This window comes from Enterobacter cloacae (assembly GCF_011078175.1).
GTDB classification, from domain to species: Bacteria; Pseudomonadota; Gammaproteobacteria; order Enterobacterales; family Enterobacteriaceae; genus Enterobacter; species Enterobacter cloacae_Q.
Window position 1 is genome coordinate 1 of sequence record NZ_JAALCJ010000009.1, and the last position, 20,275, is coordinate 20,275.

At 56.6% G+C, this 20,275-nt stretch carries 24 protein-coding genes; 3 read left to right on the plus strand and 21 right to left on the minus strand.

Annotation, left to right across the window (positions count from 1 at the left end):
- The 9 genes from G6Q29_RS18005 to fkpA all read right to left on the minus strand — a co-directional run.
- On the minus strand, positions 1 to 294 hold a 294-nt coding region (locus G6Q29_RS18005), incomplete at its 3' end, for a GTP-binding protein (RefSeq protein ID WP_000031685.1).
- A 69-nt stretch (positions 295 to 363) separates the two neighbouring features.
- Positions 364 to 2,478 (minus strand): elongation factor G, encoded by a 2,115-nt coding sequence (fusA, locus tag G6Q29_RS18010; RefSeq protein WP_006812195.1) that lies wholly within the window; start codon positions 2,476 to 2,478, stop codon positions 364 to 366.
- 96 nt (positions 2,479 to 2,574) lie between these two features.
- Positions 2,575 to 3,045 carry a 30S ribosomal protein S7 gene (gene rpsG, locus G6Q29_RS18015; RefSeq protein WP_003861706.1) on the minus strand — a complete coding sequence of 157 codons (471 nt, stop codon included), beginning with the start codon at positions 3,043 to 3,045 and terminating at the stop codon, positions 2,575 to 2,577.
- Positions 3,046 to 3,141: 96 nt separating this feature from the next.
- A complete protein-coding gene (rpsL, locus tag G6Q29_RS18020) occupies positions 3,142 to 3,516 on the minus strand; it encodes a 30S ribosomal protein S12 (RefSeq protein ID WP_000246815.1) in 375 nt (124 codons plus the stop codon).
- A gap of 124 nt (positions 3,517 to 3,640) precedes the next feature.
- The gene (tusB, locus tag G6Q29_RS18025) at positions 3,641 to 3,928 is read right to left on the minus strand and encodes a sulfurtransferase complex subunit TusB (protein ID WP_165466506.1); all 288 of its coding nucleotides are present in this window, start codon (positions 3,926 to 3,928) and stop codon (positions 3,641 to 3,643) included.
- Between the two features lie 7 nt (positions 3,929 to 3,935).
- Positions 3,936 to 4,295, minus strand: coding sequence for a sulfurtransferase complex subunit TusC (tusC, locus tag G6Q29_RS18030; RefSeq protein WP_165466507.1), 360 nt, complete (start codon positions 4,293 to 4,295; stop codon positions 3,936 to 3,938).
- Positions 4,295 to 4,681, minus strand: coding sequence for a sulfurtransferase complex subunit TusD (gene tusD, locus G6Q29_RS18035; RefSeq protein WP_165466508.1), 387 nt, complete (start codon positions 4,679 to 4,681; stop codon positions 4,295 to 4,297). Before tusD ends, tusC begins: the two co-directional genes overlap by 1 nt.
- Positions 4,681 to 5,403 carry a helix-turn-helix transcriptional regulator gene (locus G6Q29_RS18040; RefSeq protein ID WP_003861697.1) on the minus strand — a complete coding sequence of 241 codons (723 nt, stop codon included), beginning with the start codon at positions 5,401 to 5,403 and terminating at the stop codon, positions 4,681 to 4,683. Before G6Q29_RS18040 ends, tusD begins: the two co-directional genes overlap by 1 nt.
- A 168-nt stretch (positions 5,404 to 5,571) precedes the next feature.
- The gene (gene fkpA / locus G6Q29_RS18045) at positions 5,572 to 6,390 is read right to left on the minus strand and encodes an FKBP-type peptidyl-prolyl cis-trans isomerase (RefSeq protein WP_003861695.1); all 819 of its coding nucleotides are present in this window, start codon (positions 6,388 to 6,390) and stop codon (positions 5,572 to 5,574) included.
- A gap of 238 nt (positions 6,391 to 6,628) precedes the next feature.
- Between fkpA and G6Q29_RS18050 the strand changes: the two genes are divergently transcribed.
- Positions 6,629 to 6,847, plus strand: a complete 219-nt coding sequence (locus G6Q29_RS18050; RefSeq protein ID WP_153908164.1) for a protein SlyX — start codon at positions 6,629 to 6,631, stop codon at positions 6,845 to 6,847.
- Between the two features lie 51 nt (positions 6,848 to 6,898).
- On the opposite strand, the gene slyD is transcribed toward G6Q29_RS18050, so the two are convergent.
- The 4 genes from slyD to kefG form a co-directional block, all read right to left on the minus strand.
- A complete protein-coding gene (gene slyD / locus G6Q29_RS18055) occupies positions 6,899 to 7,489 on the minus strand; it encodes a peptidylprolyl isomerase (RefSeq protein ID WP_003861691.1) in 591 nt (196 codons plus the stop codon).
- Between the two features lie 94 nt (positions 7,490 to 7,583).
- Complete coding sequence (locus tag G6Q29_RS18060) at positions 7,584 to 7,784, minus strand: YheV family putative zinc ribbon protein (protein ID WP_003861689.1); 201 nt, start codon at positions 7,782 to 7,784, stop codon at positions 7,584 to 7,586.
- A gap of 13 nt (positions 7,785 to 7,797) precedes the next feature.
- Positions 7,798 to 9,603, minus strand: coding sequence for a glutathione-regulated potassium-efflux system protein KefB (kefB, locus tag G6Q29_RS18065; protein ID WP_165466509.1), 1,806 nt, complete (start codon positions 9,601 to 9,603; stop codon positions 7,798 to 7,800).
- On the minus strand, positions 9,603 to 10,154 hold the full coding sequence (kefG, locus tag G6Q29_RS18070) for a glutathione-regulated potassium-efflux system ancillary protein KefG (RefSeq protein ID WP_006812200.1): 552 nt from the start codon (positions 10,152 to 10,154) through the stop codon (positions 9,603 to 9,605). Before kefG ends, kefB begins: the two co-directional genes overlap by 1 nt.
- A 132-nt stretch (positions 10,155 to 10,286) precedes the next feature.
- On the opposite strand from kefG, the gene G6Q29_RS18075 reads away from it, so the two are divergent.
- Both G6Q29_RS18075 and G6Q29_RS18080 read left to right on the plus strand, forming a co-directional pair.
- The gene (locus G6Q29_RS18075) at positions 10,287 to 12,191 is read left to right on the plus strand and encodes an ABC transporter ATP-binding protein (protein WP_165466510.1); all 1,905 of its coding nucleotides are present in this window, start codon (positions 10,287 to 10,289) and stop codon (positions 12,189 to 12,191) included.
- A gap of 15 nt (positions 12,192 to 12,206) precedes the next feature.
- Positions 12,207 to 13,139, plus strand: a complete 933-nt coding sequence (locus G6Q29_RS18080) for a LysR substrate-binding domain-containing protein (RefSeq protein WP_165466511.1) — start codon at positions 12,207 to 12,209, stop codon at positions 13,137 to 13,139.
- A gap of 41 nt (positions 13,140 to 13,180) precedes the next feature.
- Here G6Q29_RS18080 and mdcH read toward each other — a convergent pair whose 3' ends face one another.
- The 8 genes from mdcH to mdcA form a co-directional block, all read right to left on the minus strand.
- Complete coding sequence (gene mdcH, locus G6Q29_RS18085; protein ID WP_165466512.1) at positions 13,181 to 14,077, minus strand: malonate decarboxylase subunit epsilon; 897 nt, start codon at positions 14,075 to 14,077, stop codon at positions 13,181 to 13,183.
- The gene (locus G6Q29_RS18090; protein ID WP_165466513.1) at positions 14,077 to 14,694 is read right to left on the minus strand and encodes a malonate decarboxylase holo-ACP synthase; all 618 of its coding nucleotides are present in this window, start codon (positions 14,692 to 14,694) and stop codon (positions 14,077 to 14,079) included. Before G6Q29_RS18090 ends, mdcH begins: the two co-directional genes overlap by 1 nt.
- Before the next feature lie 2 nt (positions 14,695 to 14,696).
- Positions 14,697 to 15,656, minus strand: coding sequence for an AEC family transporter (locus G6Q29_RS18095; RefSeq protein ID WP_165466514.1), 960 nt, complete (start codon positions 15,654 to 15,656; stop codon positions 14,697 to 14,699).
- A gap of 124 nt (positions 15,657 to 15,780) precedes the next feature.
- On the minus strand, positions 15,781 to 16,581 hold the full coding sequence (gene mdcE, locus G6Q29_RS18100) for a biotin-independent malonate decarboxylase subunit gamma (RefSeq protein ID WP_165466619.1): 801 nt from the start codon (positions 16,579 to 16,581) through the stop codon (positions 15,781 to 15,783).
- On the minus strand, positions 16,581 to 17,414 hold the full coding sequence (locus tag G6Q29_RS18105; RefSeq protein WP_165466515.1) for a biotin-independent malonate decarboxylase subunit beta: 834 nt from the start codon (positions 17,412 to 17,414) through the stop codon (positions 16,581 to 16,583). The genes mdcE and G6Q29_RS18105 overlap by 1 nt, the downstream gene beginning before the upstream one ends.
- On the minus strand, positions 17,407 to 17,706 hold the full coding sequence (gene mdcC, locus G6Q29_RS18110; RefSeq protein WP_000411786.1) for a malonate decarboxylase acyl carrier protein: 300 nt from the start codon (positions 17,704 to 17,706) through the stop codon (positions 17,407 to 17,409). The genes G6Q29_RS18105 and mdcC overlap by 8 nt, the downstream gene beginning before the upstream one ends.
- Positions 17,707 to 17,715: 9 nt before the next feature.
- Positions 17,716 to 18,573 (minus strand): triphosphoribosyl-dephospho-CoA synthase, encoded by an 858-nt coding sequence (locus tag G6Q29_RS18115; RefSeq protein ID WP_165466516.1) that lies wholly within the window; start codon positions 18,571 to 18,573, stop codon positions 17,716 to 17,718.
- Positions 18,573 to 20,228 (minus strand): malonate decarboxylase subunit alpha, encoded by a 1,656-nt coding sequence (gene mdcA / locus G6Q29_RS18120; RefSeq protein WP_165466517.1) that lies wholly within the window; start codon positions 20,226 to 20,228, stop codon positions 18,573 to 18,575. Before mdcA ends, G6Q29_RS18115 begins: the two co-directional genes overlap by 1 nt.
- Between the last annotated feature and the right edge of the window lie 47 nt (positions 20,229 to 20,275).

The following is a 20,275-nucleotide window of genomic DNA, read 5'->3' on the forward strand; positions in this document are numbered from 1 at the left end:
CTGCGCAGCACCGGTGATCATGTTTTTAACATAGTCGGCGTGGCCCGGGCAGTCTACGTGTGCGTAGTGGCGAGTCGGGGTGTCATACTCAACGTGAGAAGTGTTGATGGTGATACCACGAGCTTTTTCTTCTGGTGCGTTATCGATCTGGTCGAAAGCACGAGCAGCACCGCCGTAGGTTTTAGCCAGTACGGTAGTGATTGCAGCAGTCAGGGTAGTTTTACCATGGTCAACGTGGCCGATAGTACCAACGTTGACGTGCGGTTTTGTACGTTCAAATTTTTCTTTAGACACGGCTATATTCCTTACTATAGTGCTCTCCCCTTCGGAGAGAGCACGGGACTTAGGTTTTAATCCTGTGGATTACTTACCACGGGCTTCGATAACGGCCTGAGCAACGTTGTTCGGCGCATCATCATACTTCAGGAATTCCATAGTGTATGATGCACGACCTTTGGTCAGAGAACGCAGCTGAGTTGCATATCCGAACATTTCAGACAGCGGAACTTCAGCGTGGATCTTAACGCCAGTTACTTCGGATTCCTGACCACGCAGCATACCGCGACGACGGCTCAAGTCACCAATAACGTCACCGGTGTTCTCTTCAGGAGTTTCTACTTCAACCTTCATGATCGGCTCAAGCAGAACTGGTTTTGCTTTCTTAAAGCCTTCTTTAAAGGCAATAGACGCAGCCAGTTTAAACGCCAGTTCAGAGGAGTCAACGTCGTGGTAAGAACCGAAGTGCAGACGAACACCCATGTCTACAACCGGGTAACCAGCCAGAGGACCAGCTTTCAGCTGCTCCTGGATGCCTTTATCAACGGCAGGGATGTATTCACCAGGAATTACACCACCTTTGATGTCGTTGATGAACTCGTAACCTTTAGGGTTAGAGCCCGGCTCCAGTGGGTACATGTCGATCACAACGTGACCGTACTGACCGCGACCACCAGACTGCTTAGCGTGTTTACCTTCAACATCGGTAACTTTCGCGCGAATCGCTTCGCGGTAAGCAACCTGAGGTTTACCTACGTTCGCTTCAACGTTGAATTCACGCTTCATACGGTCAACGATGATGTCCAGGTGCAGTTCACCCATACCAGCGATGATGGTCTGGTTAGATTCTTCATCAGTCCATACGCGGAATGATGGGTCTTCTTTCGCCAGACGGCCCAGAGCCAGACCCATTTTTTCCTGGTCAGCTTTGGTTTTTGGTTCTACTGCGATGGAGATTACCGGCTCAGGGAATTCCATACGCTCCAGAATGATCGGGTGATCCGGGTCACACAGGGTGTCACCAGTGGTCACGTCTTTCAGACCGATAGCAGCAGCGATGTCGCCCGCACGAACTTCTTTGATCTCTTCACGTTTGTTAGCGTGCATCTGTACGATACGGCCAAAACGTTCACGCGCCGCTTTCACGGAGTTCAGGATGGTGTCACCGGAGTTAACCACACCAGAGTAAACGCGGAAGAAGGTCAGGTTACCCACGAATGGGTCGGTAGCAATTTTGAACGCCAGCGCAGAGAACGGCTCGTCATCACTTGCGTGACGCTCAGCCGGAGTATCTTTACCGTCGTCCAGGATGCCGTTGATCGCAGGAACGTCAACCGGGGATGGCAGGTAGTCAACTACCGCATCCAGCATCGCCTGAACACCTTTGTTCTTGAACGCAGAACCACAGGTTACCAGGATGATTTCGTTGTTCAGAACGCGCTGACGCAGAGCAGATTTAATCTCTTGTTCAGACAGTTCTTCACCACCCAGGTATTTCTCCATCAGCTCTTCAGAAGCTTCTGCTGCGGATTCGATCAGGTTCTGGTGCCATTCGTCAGCCAGATCCTGCATCTCTGCCGGGATATCTTCGTATTCGAAGGTAACGCCCGCATCTGCTTCGTTCCAGTTGATGGCTTTCATTTTCACCAGGTCGATAACGCCGGTGAAACCTTCTTCAGCACCAATTGCCAGCTGAAGCGGAACAGGGTTCGCGCCCAGACGGGTTTTGATCTGGCCAACAACTTTCAGGAAGTTAGCACCCATACGGTCCATTTTGTTAACGAACGCGATGCGTGGAACTTTATATTTGTTTGCCTGACGCCATACGGTTTCAGACTGTGGCTGAACACCACCAACTGCGCAATAAACCATTACCGCGCCGTCAAGAACACGCATGGAACGTTCTACTTCGATGGTGAAGTCAACGTGCCCTGGGGTGTCGATGATGTTTACGCGATGCGGTTCGTACTGCTTAGCCATACCTGACCAGAATGCAGTAGTCGCTGCGGAGGTGATAGTAATACCACGCTCCTGCTCCTGTTCCATCCAGTCCATGGTGGCTGCGCCGTCATGAACTTCACCGATTTTATGGTTTACACCGGTGTAGAACAGAATACGTTCGGTAGTAGTGGTTTTACCGGCGTCGATGTGCGCACTGATACCGATGTTACGGTAGCGTGCGATGGGTGTTGTACGAGCCATTTGATTCCTCGTTTATATCTTTAGGCGTTCAGTTAAGTTACCCAGAGCGGGCGGCTTCTCTGAAGCGCCCGCCTGGTGACTACGACTCCGAAGGGATTACCAACGGTAGTGTGCGAACGCCTTGTTGGCTTCTGCCATACGGTGAACGTCTTCACGTTTCTTAACTGCGGTACCTTTGTTTTCCGCAGCGTCAGAAAGTTCGTTCGCCAGACGCAGAGCCATGGATTTATCACCGCGTTTACGAGCAGCTTCAACGATCCAACGCATTGCCAGAGCATTACGACGAACCGGACGAACTTCAACTGGAACCTGATAAGTAGAACCACCAACGCGGCGAGACTTAACTTCTACAGTCGGGCGCACGTTGTCGAGAGCGACTTCGAAGGCTTCCAGTTCATTTTTACCAGAACGCTGAGCCAGGGTCTCCAGCGCGCTGTATACGATTGCTTCTGCGGTAGATTTTTTACCATCTACCATCAGGATATTTACAAATTTTGCCAGCAGTTCTGATCCGAATTTCGGATCTGGAAGAATTTTACGCTGACCAATGACGCGACGACGTGGCATGGGATTACTCCGTTGTTAATTCAGGATTGTCCAAAACTCTACGAGTTTAGTTTGACATTAAGATAAATCAGTTTGGCCTTACTTAACGGAGAACCATTAAGCCTTAGGACGCTTCACGCCGTACTTGGAGCGAGCCTGCTTACGGTCTTTAACACCTGAGCAGTCCAGCGCACCACGAACGGTGTGGTAACGAACACCCGGAAGGTCTTTAACACGACCGCCACGGATCAGGATCACGGAGTGCTCCTGAAGGTTGTGACCTTCACCACCGATGTAGGAAGTCACTTCGAAACCGTTAGTCAAACGCACACGGCATACTTTACGCAGTGCGGAGTTTGGTTTTTTAGGAGTGGTGGTATATACACGAGTACATACGCCACGTTTCTGCGGGCAGGCTTCCAGCGCAGGCACGTTGCTTTTTGCAACTTTGCGTGCACGTGGTTTGCGTACCAGCTGGTTAACTGTTGCCATTAAATAGCTCCTGGTTTTAGCTTTTGCTTCGTAAACACGTAATAAAACGCCCTCATACAATATGAGGACGCGAAATTTTAGGGCTACGTCGAAAAGGTGTCAAGAAATATACAGCGATCTCAAATCACCAGTTCATTTGACTGGCGTGCGTCACAGTAAGATTGACGAAATCAGTATAGCCAACCACGTCAATTTTGGCTGAAATTTGACCAGAAAGACCCCGCGCATCCAGATCCTCTTTCAGCGCAGAGACTGTTATGGGGGCATTACCGAGGATTTCAACAAAACGGCTGCCTTCAATCGCCGCAAGCACGCCATCCTGGATCAGCAGCAGATCATCACCTTCGCGCAGCATGCTCAGTAACGTGTCGATATCGCATTGCCACGGTGAACGGCTCAGGGTGTGGAGCATAACAGCCTCAGAAAGTCAGAACGGTATCGTAGTGAGAGAGTTGTTCGCGCAGCGCAGCAGATGTCAGGATCGTCACGTCCAGCACGAACGGTGTTTTCTCGTTTAACCCACGAGCGGTCAGCGAGTCGGCACACACATAGAAGGTTTCAATGTCATAGAGCGGCAGAACTTTAAAGGTCGCAATGTAATCGCGCGCAAGAATGGCCTGCGGTTGTTGGCCTGCCAGAAGTTGGAATACGCCATCGCCTAAAAAGAACACGCCGATGTCTTCGGTTAAAGCCGATGTCGCGAGCAATGCATCCAGCCCTTCCCGACCTGAAGCGCTGCCATGCGGCGCAGAAGTAAAAACAAACGCTACGCGCTTCATCAAAATTGTACCACTCTGTCGCAGGTCAATGCCGCCTGTGCCAGGGCACCTAGCCCGCTGAGCGAAAAGCCCGGTTGCAGGTTAGCCCCCGCCAGACCAAGGCGTTCAGCTTCGGACGCATCCGTCACGCCGCGACGCAGTGCCGCCGCGACGCAGATATGCAGGTCGACGCCCTGGGTTTCATTTAATTTTTGCCAGGCGCGCACAAGGTCAAACTCATCGCTCGCCGGAGACGTAAACTGGTTCGCGTTATATACGCCTTCGCGATAGAAGAAGACGCTTGCCAGTTCATGACCGGCATCAAGCAGCGCATGGGCAAACTGTAGCGCGCTGCTGGCCTGCTGAGTACCGTACGCCGGGCCCGTCACCATTAATGCATAACGCATTACTTATCTTGTCCCAGGAAGTCGCCGCTTTTGAACTGGCGAATATAAAGGTAAACCGTGTGTTTGGAGATATTCAGGCGATCGGCCACCTGGTTGATGGCATCTTTGATATCAAAAATCCCTTTCTCATAGAGGTTAAGGACGATCTGACGATTCTTGGCGTTGTTGGATACGTTGCGATCGGCATTCACCTCTTCAATGGTGAACTCCAGCGTCTGCGTCACGAGATCTTCAACCGAAGAAGCAAAGTTCACCGATGAGCCCACGTCCGGTGTTTCTGGCGGAATGAAGGTGCTCATGATTTGCGAAAATGGCACATCAAGGTTCATATTGATGCACAGCAAACCGATCACCCGGTGTTCACGGTTTCGTATCGCAATAGTTTCTGATTTCATTAGCACGCCGCTTTTGGCGCGGGTGAAATAGCATTTTGAGACGCTGCTGTCCGCGCCGGTCATGTCATGCAACATACGCAATGCAAGGTCGGTGATTGGCGAACCAATTTTACGGCCAGTGTGCTCACCATTCGCAATGCGGATAGCGGAACACTTAAGATCTTGCAGGGAATGCAATACGATTTCGCAGTGGGAACCAATGAGCATCGCTAACCCGTCCACTACCGCTTCGTAGGATTTCAGAATATCGAAGTCGGTCTGGTCAAATGGACGTTGATCCAGCAAATCAAGTTCACTGGTTTCGTTGGTTAAAAGCGACCTGGACATGAAAAAAACACTCCTTTTCAGGAGCCTGTCGTTAGGTTTTCAGGGCAGGCTCATTATCTACACGGACAACTAAATTAATACAGCGTGTATAACGCTTTCCAGTGTTAATTATATCTGCCCTGCAATAAAAAAAACCGCCGCCTGTAAAGGCGGCGGTTTTTTTCAGAATTACTTCTTAGCAGCTGCGGCTTTGTCGTCAGCCGGTGCGTCTGTTTTTGCATCCGCTTTTGGTGCCGGTTTGATGTCCAGCAGTTCTACATCAAATACCAGCGTGGAGTTAGCCGGGATACCCGGAACGCCGGTTTTGCCGTAAGCCAGATCCGGTGGGATGACCAGCTTGATTTTACCGCCTTTCTTAATGTTCTTCAGGCCTTCGGTCCAGCCCGGGATCACACCGTCCAGACGGAAGGAGAGAGGCTCACCACGAGTATAAGAGTTATCAAACTCTTTACCGTCGATCAGCGTACCTTTGTAGTTCACCACAACGGTGTCGCTGTCTTTAGGCGCGTCGCCGGTACCTTCTTTCTCAACTTTATAGATCAGGCCAGTAGAAGACGTTTTAACGCCTTTCTCTTTCGCAAACTTGTCGCGGTAGGCTTTGCCTTTCGCTTCGTTGTCTTTAGCGTCTGCTTCCATTTTGGTCTGAGCGGCGCCTTTCACGCGCGCTTCAAACGCTTGCAGAGTCTGCTCGATTTCCTGGTCAGACAGTTTGCTCTTGTCTGCGAACGCATCCTGAACCCCTGCGATCAGCTGGTTTTTGTCCAGTTTGATGCCCAGTTTCTCTTGTTCTTTCAGAGAGTTTTCCATGTAACGACCCAGAGACGCGCCAAGTGCGTAGGCGGATTTCTGGTCGTCATTTTTGAATGCCGCTTTGCTGTCTGTAGTCGCAGCAGGCTTCGCAGCAGTATCAGCAGCGAAAGACAGCGGCGCATTGAGCGCTACAGCCATGGTGGTCGCCAGCAGCGTAACTTTAAACAGTGATTTCATCCATATCTCCAGGACCTGAGGTCTCTCACCCCAGTGTTAAACGTAAATGAGTGACGTACTATAAAACGTTGTGGAAGAAATCTACAGACAGACTCCCCCGAATGTCGCTTCTTTTCAGACTATTTTTGTTTAAATAAGTTTCTTGTCAGGGAGATGGATACTGTACTTAAGGAAAAAGTCAGCTAAACTTCGCCGCCGCTGGTCCATTATGGCGAATGAGAGATTAACGAGGTGAATGATGAAGGATACAACGATCGAAGCGAGACTGGCTGAGCTGGAAAGCCGCCTGGCTTTTCAGGACATCACCATCGAAGAACTGAACCAGACCGTGACGGCCCATGAGCTTGAAATGGCAAAACTGCGCGATCACATGCGCCTGCTGACGGAAAAGCTGAAGGCCACGCAGTCGTCAAACATTGCCTCTCAGTCAGAAGAGACGCCACCACCTCATTATTGAGGCGTAAAAAAAGCGGGATTATCCCGCTTTTTTATTTTCCGGAGTACGGAATCAGTGGCAACCGCAGCCGCCGTTACCGCAACCACCTTTACCGTGGCCGTGATCATGACCATGGTCATGGCCGTGACCACCGCAGCAGCCGTCGTGGCCGTGATCGTGATCATGGTCGTGACCGTGCGCACCGTGAACGTGGCCATGAGCCAGCTCTTCTTCGGTCGCTTCACGGATCGCAACAACTTCTACGTTGAACTTCAGGTTCTGACCCGCCAGCATGTGGTTGCCGTCAACCACAACGTGGTCGTCTTCAACTTCTGTGATTTCAACCGGAACCGGACCCTGGTCAGTTTCCGCCAGGAAGCGCATGCCAACCTGCAACTCGTCAACGCCCATGAATACGTCTTTAGGAACGCGCTGAACCAGGTTGTCGTCATACTGACCGTAAGCGTCGTTCGCGCCGACAGCAACGTCGAATTTGTCGCCAACTTCATGGCCTTCCAGCGCCGTTTCCAGGCCGGAAATCAGGGAACCGTGACCATGCAGGTAGTCCAGCGGCGCACTCACCGGAGACTCATCAACCAACACACCGTCTTCTGTACGTACCTGATAGGCCAGGCTGACCACCAGGTCTTTTGCTACTTTCATGATATCTCCTGAGCGTGGGAAAATTGCTGGCGCAGATTGTAGCGGAAATCTGCACCCGTGTACCCTTAAGCTTAAAAAAACTCAGAGCATATCGCTAGTCTGGATGAAAAATGCCGATCACTTGCTCTTCTTTGCGAACGTGATCGCGGGCTTCTTTGTCGGCCTCACGCATCTGGTGACCGCACTTAACACATTCAACGATATCGATATTATTTTCACGCCACATGGCCAGCGTATCTTGCGCCTGGCAGGAAGGGCATTTTGCGCCCGCGATAAAGCGTTTACGTACAGCCATCTTTCGTTACCCTTTATTCAAATTCATCCCAGCCGTCGAGCTGGCGTCGTTCCTGTTGCATCTCACGCTGGAAGATCTCCTCCAGTTCGCGACGCGCTTCCCGCACGCGGGAGATCTGCGCCGTGTCGCTGTGCACGGGCATCAGTTCACGCAGCATGCGCATATCCAGCCGGCGGAAATGCATCTGAGCGCGTTGCGCCTGGTGGGGATGCATGCCCAGCGAAACCAGCGCTTTGCGTCCCAGCTCCAGCGCGCTGGAGAAGGTTTCTCGGGAGAAGTGTTTCACACCCGCCTGCAAAAGTTCGTGAGCTTCAACACGTCCACGCGCACGCGCCAGAATATGCAGATGCGGGAAATGCTGCTGGCACAGCTCCACCAGCTTCATTGTATCTTCCGGATCGTTGCAGGTGATGACGATGGACTCCGCAGCCTCTGCGCCCGCCGAGCGCAACAGCTCAAGCTGCGTCGCATCGCCGTAGTACACTTTATAACCATATTTGCGCATCAGGTTGACGGCGCTGATATCGCGCTCCAGCACCGTGATGCGCATTTTGTTCGCCATCAACAGGCGACCAATCACCTGTCCGAAGCGGCCGAAACCGACGACGATCACCTGCGGCTTATCGTCTTCCACCCACGGCGCTTCGTCTTGATCGTCAGCGGGATTCAGGCGGCGCGACAGCAGTTTGTCCACCAGCTTCATCAGCAGCGGCGTGGTCATCATCGACAGCGTGACCGTCACCAGCAGCAGCGCCATCTGGTCATCTTTGAACAGCTTCTGAGACGACGCCGTGGAAAACAGCACGAACGCAAACTCTCCGCCCTGGCTCAACACGCTGGAAAACTGCATTCGTTCCGAGCTGCGTAGCCCGTAAATCCTCGCGAGGACATACAGCACCAGCGTTTTCACCGCCACCAGCACGGCGACACTCGTAATAACCCACAGCAGATGGGTATAGAGCACGCCAAGATTAAGCGCCATGCCCACTGAGATAAAGAACAGCCCTAACAGCAGCCCCTTAAACGGATCGATAGCGGTCTCCAGCTCGTGGCGATACTCACTTTCTGCAAGCAGCACCCCGGCGATAAATGTCCCGAGCGCCATCGACAGCCCCAGCGCATCCATAAACAGCGCTGAGCCAAGCACCAATAGTAACGTTGCGGCGGTGAATACCTCACGCACGCCGGATGCCGCAATAAAGCGGAACACCGGACGCAGTAAAAACCGTCCGCCGATCAGCATCCCGGCGAAGGCCAGCACCTTCATGGAGATCTTCATCCAGTCGAAATGATCGTCTCCGGATCCTGCCAGCAGCGGCACCAGCGCCAGCGCCGGGATCACCGCTAAATCCTGGAACAGCAGCACCGAAAAACCCAGTTGCCCTGCCTCGTTGCGGTTCATCCCTTTGTCGCGCATCAGCTGTAGCGCCATCGCCGTCGACGACATCGCTAGACCGATCCCGCCAATCACCGCGGCCTGCCAGGAAAACTGCGTCAACATCAGCAGTCCCGCGAGAATGGCCGCGCTGAGTAACACCTGCGCCGCCCCGACGCCAAAAATAGATTGACGCAGCTGCCACAGCTTGGCGGGGTTCAGCTCAAGCCCGATGATAAACATCAGGAAGACCACGCCCAGTTCGGAGAAGTGGAGAATTTCATCCACATCGCTGATAAACCCAAGCCCCCAGGGGCCAATGGCTATCCCCGCCAGCAAATAACCCAGCACCGCGCCAATGCCGAGACGTGCGGCAAGCGGGACCGCGACGACGGCGGCAAACAAAAACAGCACCCCGGCAAGGAGTAAATTCGAACCGTCCATTAGCGTCCTCCCGCCGGAATCGGTGACGCCAGCCATTCTCCATAGGCCCTGGCATGGCTCGCCAGCGCTTTCGGATCCTGCCGCCGCGCCCAGTAGACAATTATCGGGCTCATCCAGTGCATACGGCACATCGCCGCCGTCAGCTCAAACGGTCGCAGGATATCGCTCATGGGGTAACGGTTCAGCCCGTCGTGACGGTAAGCGCTTTCCGGCTCACCGGTAGTAATGACACTCCGCCAGTACTTTCCCGCCAGCTGGTTGCCCCCCACCCCGCTGGAGAAGCCCCGGCTCAGCACGCGATCCAGCCACTCTTTCAGCAGCGCCGGACAGCTGTAGGTATAAAGCGGATGCTGGAACACGATCACGTCGTGCTGACGCAGCAGCTCCTGCTCGTAAGGAATATCGATAAAGAAATCGGGATAGTGCGCGTAGAGATCGTGCACCGTGACGTTACTGAGCTGTGTGGCCGGCTTAAGCAGCACCCGGTTTGCCACCGAGTCCTGTGATTCCGGATGGGCATACAGCAGCAGCACTTTCGCTGTCTGAGACATCACCCCCCTCCCGGTTCTGTTTTTGTGTATTGTTGTCGTTTTGGGCTACCATGGCGGCCCGGTGGGAAAAATGGCCCACACCTTACATTATCATAATGACAAATTAACATAGTCGGAACATACGGCGCTTCTATGATTGTTTTCTCCTCGTTACAAATTCGTCGCGGCGTGCGCGTCCTGCTCGATAACGCCACTGCTACCATCAACCCGGGCCAAAAAGTGGGCCTGGTCGGCAAAAACGGCTGTGGTAAATCCACGCTGCTGGCGTTGCTGAAAAACGAGATTAGCGCGGATGGCGGTAACTTCACCTTCCCGGGAAACTGGCAGCTCGCCTGGGTGAACCAGGAGACGCCCGCCCTAAGCGAACCGGCCCTCGACTATGTTATCGACGGCGACCGTGAGTACCGTAAGCTCGAGGCTGAACTCAACGCCGCTAACGAGCGCAACGACGGTCACGCCATCGCCACCGTTCACGGCAAGCTGGACGCCATCGACGCCTGGACCATCCGCTCCCGCGCCTCCAGCCTGCTGCACGGTCTGGGCTTCAGCAACGAACAGCTTGAACGCCCGGTCAGCGACTTCTCCGGCGGCTGGCGTATGCGCCTCAACCTGGCGCAGGCGCTAATCTGCCGCTCCGACCTCCTGCTGCTCGATGAACCGACCAACCACCTCGATCTTGATGCGGTTATTTGGCTGGAGAAGTGGCTTAAGAGCTATCAGGGCACTCTGATTCTCATCTCCCACGACCGCGACTTCCTCGATCCGGTGGTGGATAAAATCATTCATATCGAACAGCAAAGCCTGTTCGAGTACACCGGCAACTACAGCTCTTTCGAGCGCCAGCGCGCGACGCGCCTTGCCCAGCAGCAGGCGATGTATGAAAGCCAGCAGCAGCGCGTGGCGCACCTGCAAAGCTTTGTGGATCGCTTCAAGGCCAAGGCCTCAAAAGCCAAGCAGGCCCAGAGCCGCATCAAGATGCTGGAACGCATGGAGATGATCGCTCCCGCGCACGTGGATAACCCGTTCCACTTCAGCTTCCGCGAGCCGGAGAGCCTGCCGAACCCGCTGCTGAAAATGGAAAAAGTGAGCGCGGGATATGGCGATCGCATTATTCTCGACTCTATCAAGCTCAACCTGGTACCAGGTTCACGCATTGGTTTGCTGGGGCGTAACGGTGCCGGTAAATCGACGCTGATCAAGCTTCTGGCGGGTGAACTTAACCCGGTCAGCGGCGAAATCGGCCTGGCGAAAGGCATTAAGCTTGGCTACTTCGCCCAGCATCAGCTGGAATTTTTACGTGCGGATGAATCCCCTATTCAACACCTTGCGCGCCTGGCGCCGCAGGAGATGGAGCAGAAACTGCGCGACTACCTCGGCGGCTTCGGCTTCCAGGGTGATAAAGTCACCGAAAACACCGAGCGTTTCTCAGGCGGTGAAAAAGCCCGACTCGTGCTGGCGCTGATCGTCTGGCAGCGTCCAAACCTGCTGCTGCTTGATGAACCAACCAACCACCTCGATCTCGACATGCGTCAGGCACTAACCGAAGCGCTGATTGCGTTCGAAGGGGCGCTGGTTGTCGTTTCGCACGACCGCCACCTGATCCGCTCCACCACCGACGATCTCTACCTGGTGCACGACGGCAAGGTTGAACCGTTCGACGGCGATCTGGAGGACTACCAGCAGTGGCTGACGGACGTGCAGAAGCAGGAAAACCAGCCGGACGAGTCGGCGAAAGACAACGCCAACAGCGCCCAGGCGCGTAAAGACCAGAAGCGCCGTGAAGCGGAACTGCGCACCCAGACGCAGCCGCTGCGTAAAGAGATTGCCCGTCTCGAAAAAGAGATGGAAAAGCTCAACGCCACGCTTGCGGCCGTCGAAGAGAAGCTGGGCGACAGCGAACTGTACGATCAGAGCCGCAAAGCGGAGCTGACGGACTGCCTGCAAACTCAGGCGAAAACCAAATCCAGCCTCGAAGAGTGCGAAATGGCATGGCTGGACGCGCAGGAACAGCTGGAAGCGATGCTGCAAGCCGACTAACACGCCGGGAGGGTTATGGGTTTCGATACCACGAGCGAGATTACATTCCGTAAGCTCAGCATCTTCATGACGTTCATGGAGAAGGGCAATATCGCACGTACCGCCGAAACGCTCGGCCTGAGCGGTGTCAGCGTGCACCGCGCGCTGCATACCCTCGAAGAGAACGTCCGCTGCCCGCTCTTTGCTCACAAAGGGCGTAACCTGATTGCCCTCCCCTCCGCGTGGACGCTGCTGGAGTATTGTCAGGAGGTGATGCAGGTGATGGAGCGCGGGCTGGAAGAGTCGCGCAAGATTGCCGGTATCGGCCAGGGACGGTTGCGCGTCGGCACGCTCTACTCTCTGACGCTGGAAACCGTGCCGCGCCTGATTATGGGCATGAAGCTGCGCCGTCCGGATCTGGAGATGGATCTGACGATGGGCTCGAACGAAACCCTGCTCCATATGCTGGATGAGGGATCGCTGGATGCGATTTTAATCTCTATCTCCGAAAGCGACATTGACCGTAACAGCCTCGAAGTGCTGCCCCTGTTCCATGACGATATTTTCCTTGCCGCACCGGCCTCTGCCACGCTGAATACCCGCGCCCCCGCCGATCTGCGTGACTATAAAGATCAGAAGTTTGTCGCCCTCGCGGAAGGGTTCGCCACTTACGCCGGGTTTCAGGAAGCGTTTCATATTGCCGGTTTCGAGCCGGAGATTGTGACGCGCGTGAACGATATCTTCTCAATGCTGAGTCTGGTGCAGGCGGGGGTCGGGTTTACGCTGATGCCGGGCAGGATGAAGAAAGTGTACGAAAATTCGGTGCAGCTACTGAAGCTGGCACAGCCGTACCAGATGCAGCAGCTGATTGCGATCGTCTTTGCCCGCAACCGCGAGCAGGATCCGAGCCTGCGGGCCTTGGCCGCGGAAGGGCGGATGTATGCGCGTAGTTTGCAGGATAGTGCCTGAGGTTATTGCCCGGTAAGGCGCAGCCGCCACCGGGCAAAAAGTCACCGCTGAAGCCGCCCCGCCAGATGCACCGCCACGTCCACCCCGCTGCGCTCCAGCGAAATGGATTCGCCTTCCCACGCGGCCTGGCGCGTCAGGCAAGTTAATATACCTCCCGGCGGCATCTCAATCGCCAGCCGCGCTTCACGCTCGTTAGCGGAAATCACCGCCTCCTGCCAGCGCACGGTTCGCGCCATGTTCATCGCTAAATCATCAGCGATCCTTTCCGGCTGCCAGAGCACGCGCCCGGTACTGCCGCTCAGGTACGCGCAACGTGGGCGTGAAAGCGTGACCGATTCAAACGCTGCGGCCAGCTTCTTCGCCGGTTCCGCCAGCAGCGCGCAGTGCGACGGTACGCTGACCGCCAGTCGTTTGGCCTTGCTCGCCCCTTTCGCCAGCGCGCGCTCCGCCACCTGCGCCATGCCGTCATCGGTTCCGGCAATCACGATCTGCGTTTCGGCGTTCAGGTTAGCGATATAGGTTCCTGTCCCCTGAATAAGGTTTTCCACCTGCGCAAGAGTCAACCCCATTATCGCCGTCAGGCCGTAGCCATGGGGATACGCCTGCTCCATCAGATCGCCGCGCAGCGCCACCAGCTTCAGCGCGTCCGTAAAGTCCAGCGCACCGGCGACAACCGCCGCGGGATAAGCGCCAATGGACAGCCCGCTGACGATATCCGGCGACACGCCGCGACGTTCCAGCTCGCGCGCCCAGGCCACGCCGGCAATCAGCAGCGAAAGCTGAACCGCGCGGGTGTGGGTTAACGAGGATGCACTGTCCAAGGTCTCAACTTCCGCCCCCAGCACAGCACGGGCCTGCTCCAGCTCCGTTCCCGGCAGGTTTTGCAACATACCTTCATGCTGTGTGCCCTGCCCCGGAAAGGTAAACAGTATTTTCATTACTCCTCCCTGTGCCATGGATCCGCCACCAGACGTGGTCCACATTGCGTTTTTAGCAGCGTTTTGCCGTCGCGTAACCATTCCGCCAGCGCGAATCCGCCCACGGGCGTATCCACCTGCGTATCCGCCCGGCACAACGCGCGGCTGAGCTGAGCCTGCCAGCCAGTAAACGCCTCAGGGGAAACGGCGCGCGGGGCGCGGATGAGCAGATCGAGATCGCTGTCGGCGTGGATCAACGGAATGCCGGTCGCCAGCGCGTAACCCGTACTACCGGTTATTCCCCACGTCCACGGCCACGACTGCTGCGCAAGCTGAAGCGCCACCTGAACCGGCGGCTGGGTGATAAACGGCGAACGCAGCAGGTCGGCGGCAACGCTCAACTCTTCGGGCGACACCACGCGCAACACGTTCTCGGGCTTCACCCATCCGGCCGCCCGCTGGTCGCGACGTAAACCGCGCACGCCAACGGGAATACGGCCTTCATTATCATCATCACGCCGCACCACTACCGGCAGCCCGGTATGCCAGGCCGCGTCCACCCAGGATTCGGTAATCCCTTCCAGGGCGTCGCGCGCGGTAAGCCAGATGAGGTCGTGTGGGCGTAATGTTGTGGTCATGATTACATTCCTGAAGTCAGCGAGATAAACAGCGGCAGCGACAGGATACACAGTACGGAGCTTAACAGCAGCACGGCTTCAGCATCCGGCGACTGCACGCCAAAGCGGTTACCGAACACCACGCCGAAGAAGCCCGCAGACAGCGCAATCATCAGGATGGCGGTGATCGCCACGGAGCCGTGCAGACCGAAGATTAAAACGATACCCCAGGCGATCGCTGGCTGGATCAGCAGCTTGGCGATAGTGGAAGCGATCACCATGGTGTTGATCTGAAGTTTACGCGCGGAGAGGATCACCCCGGTCAGGAACAGCGCCGCTGCGGTCGCAGACAGTCCCAGCGGTTTAATCGCCGCCAGCACCAGCTCCGGCATGTTGATGCCGATAGCGGACAGGATCACACCCAGCAGCGGGCCCATTACGATCGGTTTTTTAATGGAGCGCCACATCAGCACCGGCAGCATGGAAAGCGTTGAACCCGAGTTATTGCCTTCGGCGCGCGCTTTCTCACGCTCCAGAATCAGCAGGCAGAACGGGGTCATCAGCACTGAACCACAGGCGATGGAGACCGCCACGGACAGTGACGTTGAAGAGCCTTCGCCCAGCACGCTGCCCAGAATCGGCAGGCCAAGCGCCGCATAGTTTGGCAGGGCGACGGTAAGCGTCAGCACGGCCGCATCCTGCGGGGATTTTTTAAACACTTTTGTCGCGAGGAAGTAGATAACCGCATAGGTGATCCACATCGCCAGGGTGAGCACCAGGATCAGCGGCGACTGCGCCACGATGCCGGTCCAAGGGGTTTGCACGGTGGCGCTGAACAGCGCAGCCGGGAGTGCAAAATCCATCACGAAGATATTCAGCAGGGAAACATTTTTGTTATCGACCATCTTTGCCTTACCGGCCAAGAATCCCAGCAGCATGATGACGAAAATCGGTGCAAGAGCATGAACAATTACGTAAGTCATAAATCACCTGTAGTAAAAAAGTTTAAGCACTGGCGCGATGTTTATTATTTTCAGGATGCAGGTCCCCGCGTGGACGCGACGGGTGCGCCCACGGGGTGATGCATCTGGCAGGTCTTTTTTTTACTTACCAGCTGGCTCGCATGCGTTCACGTACGAGCGCCGAGCTGCGGCGGTTGTCAGCACCCAGACGGTTTTTCAACGTGGTGTCCTGACGAGCGTCACTGATGGCCTGTTGCAGGGTGTTTTTCACCCGCGTCAGATCGCTTTCGGAAGGGGCATCCGGATTGCTGATATCCAGCAGGTCGGAAAGCAGCCCCAGCGTGGCGTAGTTGCTGATGTCGTACGCCATTGGTGGAATGGTTGCCGCCAGTTTTTCCAGCGCCTCAACGGTACGCAGCGTAATGCGCGCCGCAGACTCTTTGCCCATGGCGTGGATCAGCACGCCTTTATCGTTGAAGGCAATCAGACGGTTAGCCTGGTAGCCATGCGCCAGAAACGCGCCGGACATAGCCTTACCGACGATAAGACCAATCACCGGATGACCCGCCAGCCGCGCACTGGCATAGGCGGCAGCGGCGCCGGCCAGCGCCTGGTGGATGCCAAACGCCTCTTCGCGACGGCCATAGGCCTGGCTTGGGACGTCGATTACCGCCACAATCGGGCGCTTCACGGCTTTATCTGCATCAGCGGCGACGGTTTCGCTGACCACTTTTGCCAGCGTCCATCCTTCCAGCAGGCCGACTTCACCCTGCGCCGCGCGCGGGAAGTGGTTGTTGGCATCCGGCACCACGGCGACAAAACGCACCGTTTCACCGTGCAGGTCACCGTCTGCGGCCTGCACGGACGGGCATAACCCCTCCAGACGTTTGGCGTTCGGGGCGAGGGTTTCCAGCCAGAGTTCGCCACGGCTAATTGAGTTAGTCATCATTTCACCTCCCGGGCAAAAAGCGCTTTAATCTGTTCGGCATCGGCCTGTTTGCGGGTGTCGAAATTCGTCAGACGGTTCAGGTAATCGTCGTAATTATCGGTGCGATGTTTCGCCGGTACGCCTTTGGCGATGGCTTCGTTCATCGCGGCTTTCACCGCGTTCACGCCGTCGCCCACCAGCACATCCACCAGCCCGCTTTCATAGCGCACTTCGCCGCCGGTCATGCTCCAGATAAACGGACGGTCGCGGGAGTCATACTCTTCAATGCCCGCTTCCTGCTCAATAACCTGCGGGCCGTTGAGGCCAAGACGCGCTTCGCGGGTCACAATCAGGTAGCTGCACAGCGCCGCGGCGATAGACATCCCGCCGAAGCAGCCCACGGTCCCGGCGACAATCCCGACGACCGGGGTATAGCGACGCAGGTCAACGATCGCGGCGTGGATATCGGCAATCGCCGCCAGGCCAAGGTTGGCTTCCTGCAAACGTACGCCACCGGTTTCGAGGCACAGTACCGCCTGTGTCGGAATGCCGTTGCGGTTATCTTCCGCCGCCAGCTCCAGCGCCGCCGCCATTTTGGCGCCGGACACTTCGCCCATGCTGCCGCCCTGGAAGGTGCCTTCAATCGCCACCACCACCGCAGGCTGCCCGTTGATGGTCCCTTTCGCGACGACCATGCCGTCATCGGCCTGAGGAACAATCCCCTGTGGCCCAAGCCACGGAGAGATAATGCCTTCAAACGGATCCAGCAGTTCGCGGTAGCTGCCGTCGTCGAGCAGCGCCTGCGCGCGCTGGCGCGCTTTTAGTTCGATAAAGCTGCTGTCATCACGCATGGTTCACCCCTTCAAAAACCTGTTCGATACGAATGCGTGCCACGCCCGGCGTCGCGCCGAAGTCGTGGATGGTCAACTTACCTGCGGGCAGGCTGCTGACGGTTTGCAGGCGGTTGAATAACGCCTCCCAGCGCCCGCGGCTGTTGTCGACGGAGGTGGTGATATCAATGGTTAAGGTCTGGCCCGGTTCGGCGGTGAAAAGCACCTCCATATCCCCGGAACCGACTACCCCTGCCAGCGCCCTGCCGCTTACTTCGCGGCTGGCGGGCACGGTCAATGTGATTTTTTCCATAACATCCTCTTAATGCTTTGAATAGGGCGTTTCGACGCGGTCAAGAAACAGCGTGGCGGCAAGCAGGTCTGCGGCTCCGCCCGGCGAGGCGTTAAGCGACAGCATCTGACGGTCTAACCGCGCCAGCGCCTGCTGCCCCGCGAGCGTTGCGCATCCTCCGGCGTTCAGCACCGCACGGGCGCCGTTCTGCATGGCGTCCAGTCCCTCCATGCCGGCGCGCGACAGCACGCAGGTGTCGGTGAGCGAGGTCATGATCGCCATCAGCGCGTCGAGTCTGGCGTGCGTTTCGCTGCTGCCGTTGAGACGGCTGAGGCGAAGCTGCGGCAACGCGCGCTGCATGATGTGCGGAAACGCCTGCTGAGCCTCTTCACGCGCGCCCGGTACACGGTAGCGGTGCGTGACGCGTAACCCCTTACTGAACACTTTCGGCGCCGCGTCATCCGGCAGCTTCGCCAGCTGAGCGGCGGTGTTCGCGACGGTTTGCGCCCGGGCGTCGCCGCCCAGCATCGCCACCGCGCTCACCAGCAGTCCCAGCGCCCAGATCGCGCCACGGTGCGTGTTCACGCCGTCGGTAGCGGCCATCATCTGCCGTTCACCTTCGCGACCCAGGCGGCCAACGGTTTGCCGGAGGGCAATATCCGCCGGACGCTGCCAGCTCTGCTGCGCCAGCGCCTGAAACGTGGGGGTCAGGCTGTGAGCGGAGCGCTCCATCAGCGCAAGCGATAAATCGTGGTGCGCGCCGTTCCCCCGGCTGTCCACCAGACCGGGCTTCGGGCTTAAACGTGCTTCGTCAATCAGACACTGCGTGGCGGTTCGCGCCAGCCATTCGGCACCGCCTTCAACCTTAATCTGGGGCAGACGTTTCATTACCAGCTCCGGAATTTCGCAGGTGGGTTGTAAAGACCGCCGGACCATTCCACCAGGTCCGCGACGCTACCGGCCGCCAGCAGCGAACGGGTGGCGTCGGTACGGCGAATGCCCATATCTTCCGGATACATAACCTTGCCGCTCTGGCGCAGTTCCGCCACGCGTTTGGCGTCAACGCCCAGACCGATATCGGTGATACCCGCCACGGCGGCGACCATGGCGCGACGCTCTTCCAGATCTTTCGCCCGGTAGAGGTACGCAATGCCCTCTTCCGTCAGCACGTGGGTGACGTCATCGCCGTAAATCATGACCGGCGCCAGCGGCATACCGGAGGCTTTCGCGACGTCAACGGCGTCGAGTTTTTCCACGAAGGTTGGCTTCACGCCCGCCTGGAAGGTTTCCACCATCTGCACAACCAGCTTTTTACCGCGCTGCATCGGGTCAGGCTCGGTGATCATGTTCAGCCAGGCCGGTGTGGCGTGGCGACGACCGTGCGGATCGTGGCCCATGTTTGGCGCGCCGCCGAAGCCGGAAAGACGGCCGCGGGTCACGGTTGAGGAGTTAGCGTAACCATCAACCTGTAGCGTGGAGCCGATAAACATATCGACCGCGTACTGACCAGCCAGCTGACAGAAGGCGCGGTTAGAGCGCATGGAGCCGTCAGCACCGGTAAAGAACACGTCCGGACGGGCGCGGATGTACTCTTCCATCCCCAGCTCGCCGCCGAAGCAGTGGACGCTCTCTACCCAGCCGCTTTCGATGGCCGGGATCAGCGTTGGATGCGGGTTCAAAGTCCAGTGTTTACAGATTTTGCCTTTGAGTCCGAGCTGTTCGCCGTAGGTTGGCAGGAGGAGTTCAATTGCGGCGGTGTTAAAGCCAATTCCGTGATTCAGGGACTGCACCTGGTGTTCAGCGTAGATGCCTTTAATGGCCATCATCGCCATCAGGATATGCTCTTGTTTGATCAGGCGCGGGTCGCGCGTGAAGAGCGGTTCGATAAAGAACGGCCTGTCGGCAACCACCACGTAATCGATCCAGGAACCCGGAATATCCACACGCGGCAGGTCGCACTCATCGTCCACCAGCTCATTCACCTGTGCGATGACGATGCCGTCGCGGAACGCGGCGGCTTCTACCAGCGCCGGGGTATCTTCGGTACTTGCCCCAGTGTAGAGGTTACCTTTCCGGTCCGCTTTAAACCCGGCAATCAGCGCCACGTTTGGCGACAGATCGACGTAGAGACGTGAGTAAAGTTCGATGTAGGTGTGAATTGCCCCGATTTCGAGCTGGCCGTCTTCCAGCAGCTGCGAGATACGCAGGCTCTGCGTGCCCGAGAAAGAGAAGTCCAGCTTGCGGGCAATGCCTTTCTCAAAGATATCCAGATGTTCGCTGCGGCCCACGCTCGGCATGATCATATGCAGGTCGTGCACGATTTGCGGGTTCACTTCGGCCAACGAACGGGAAAGGAAATCCGCCTGCTTCTGGTTGTTGCCTTCCAGAACGACTTTGTCGCCTGGTGCGATCAGTTTTTCCAGCATGGCGACAAGGTCGCCGGTTGGCAGGACCTTGCCCTGCACCGGTACAGACGCCAGACGACGCGCTTTCTCACTGCGTCGGGTGTTCCATTGCCGGGTGGGTATTTGCCCAGATAACATTATTAACCTCCTGATTCAGCACATCATTCTGATTGCTTAACGTTGAG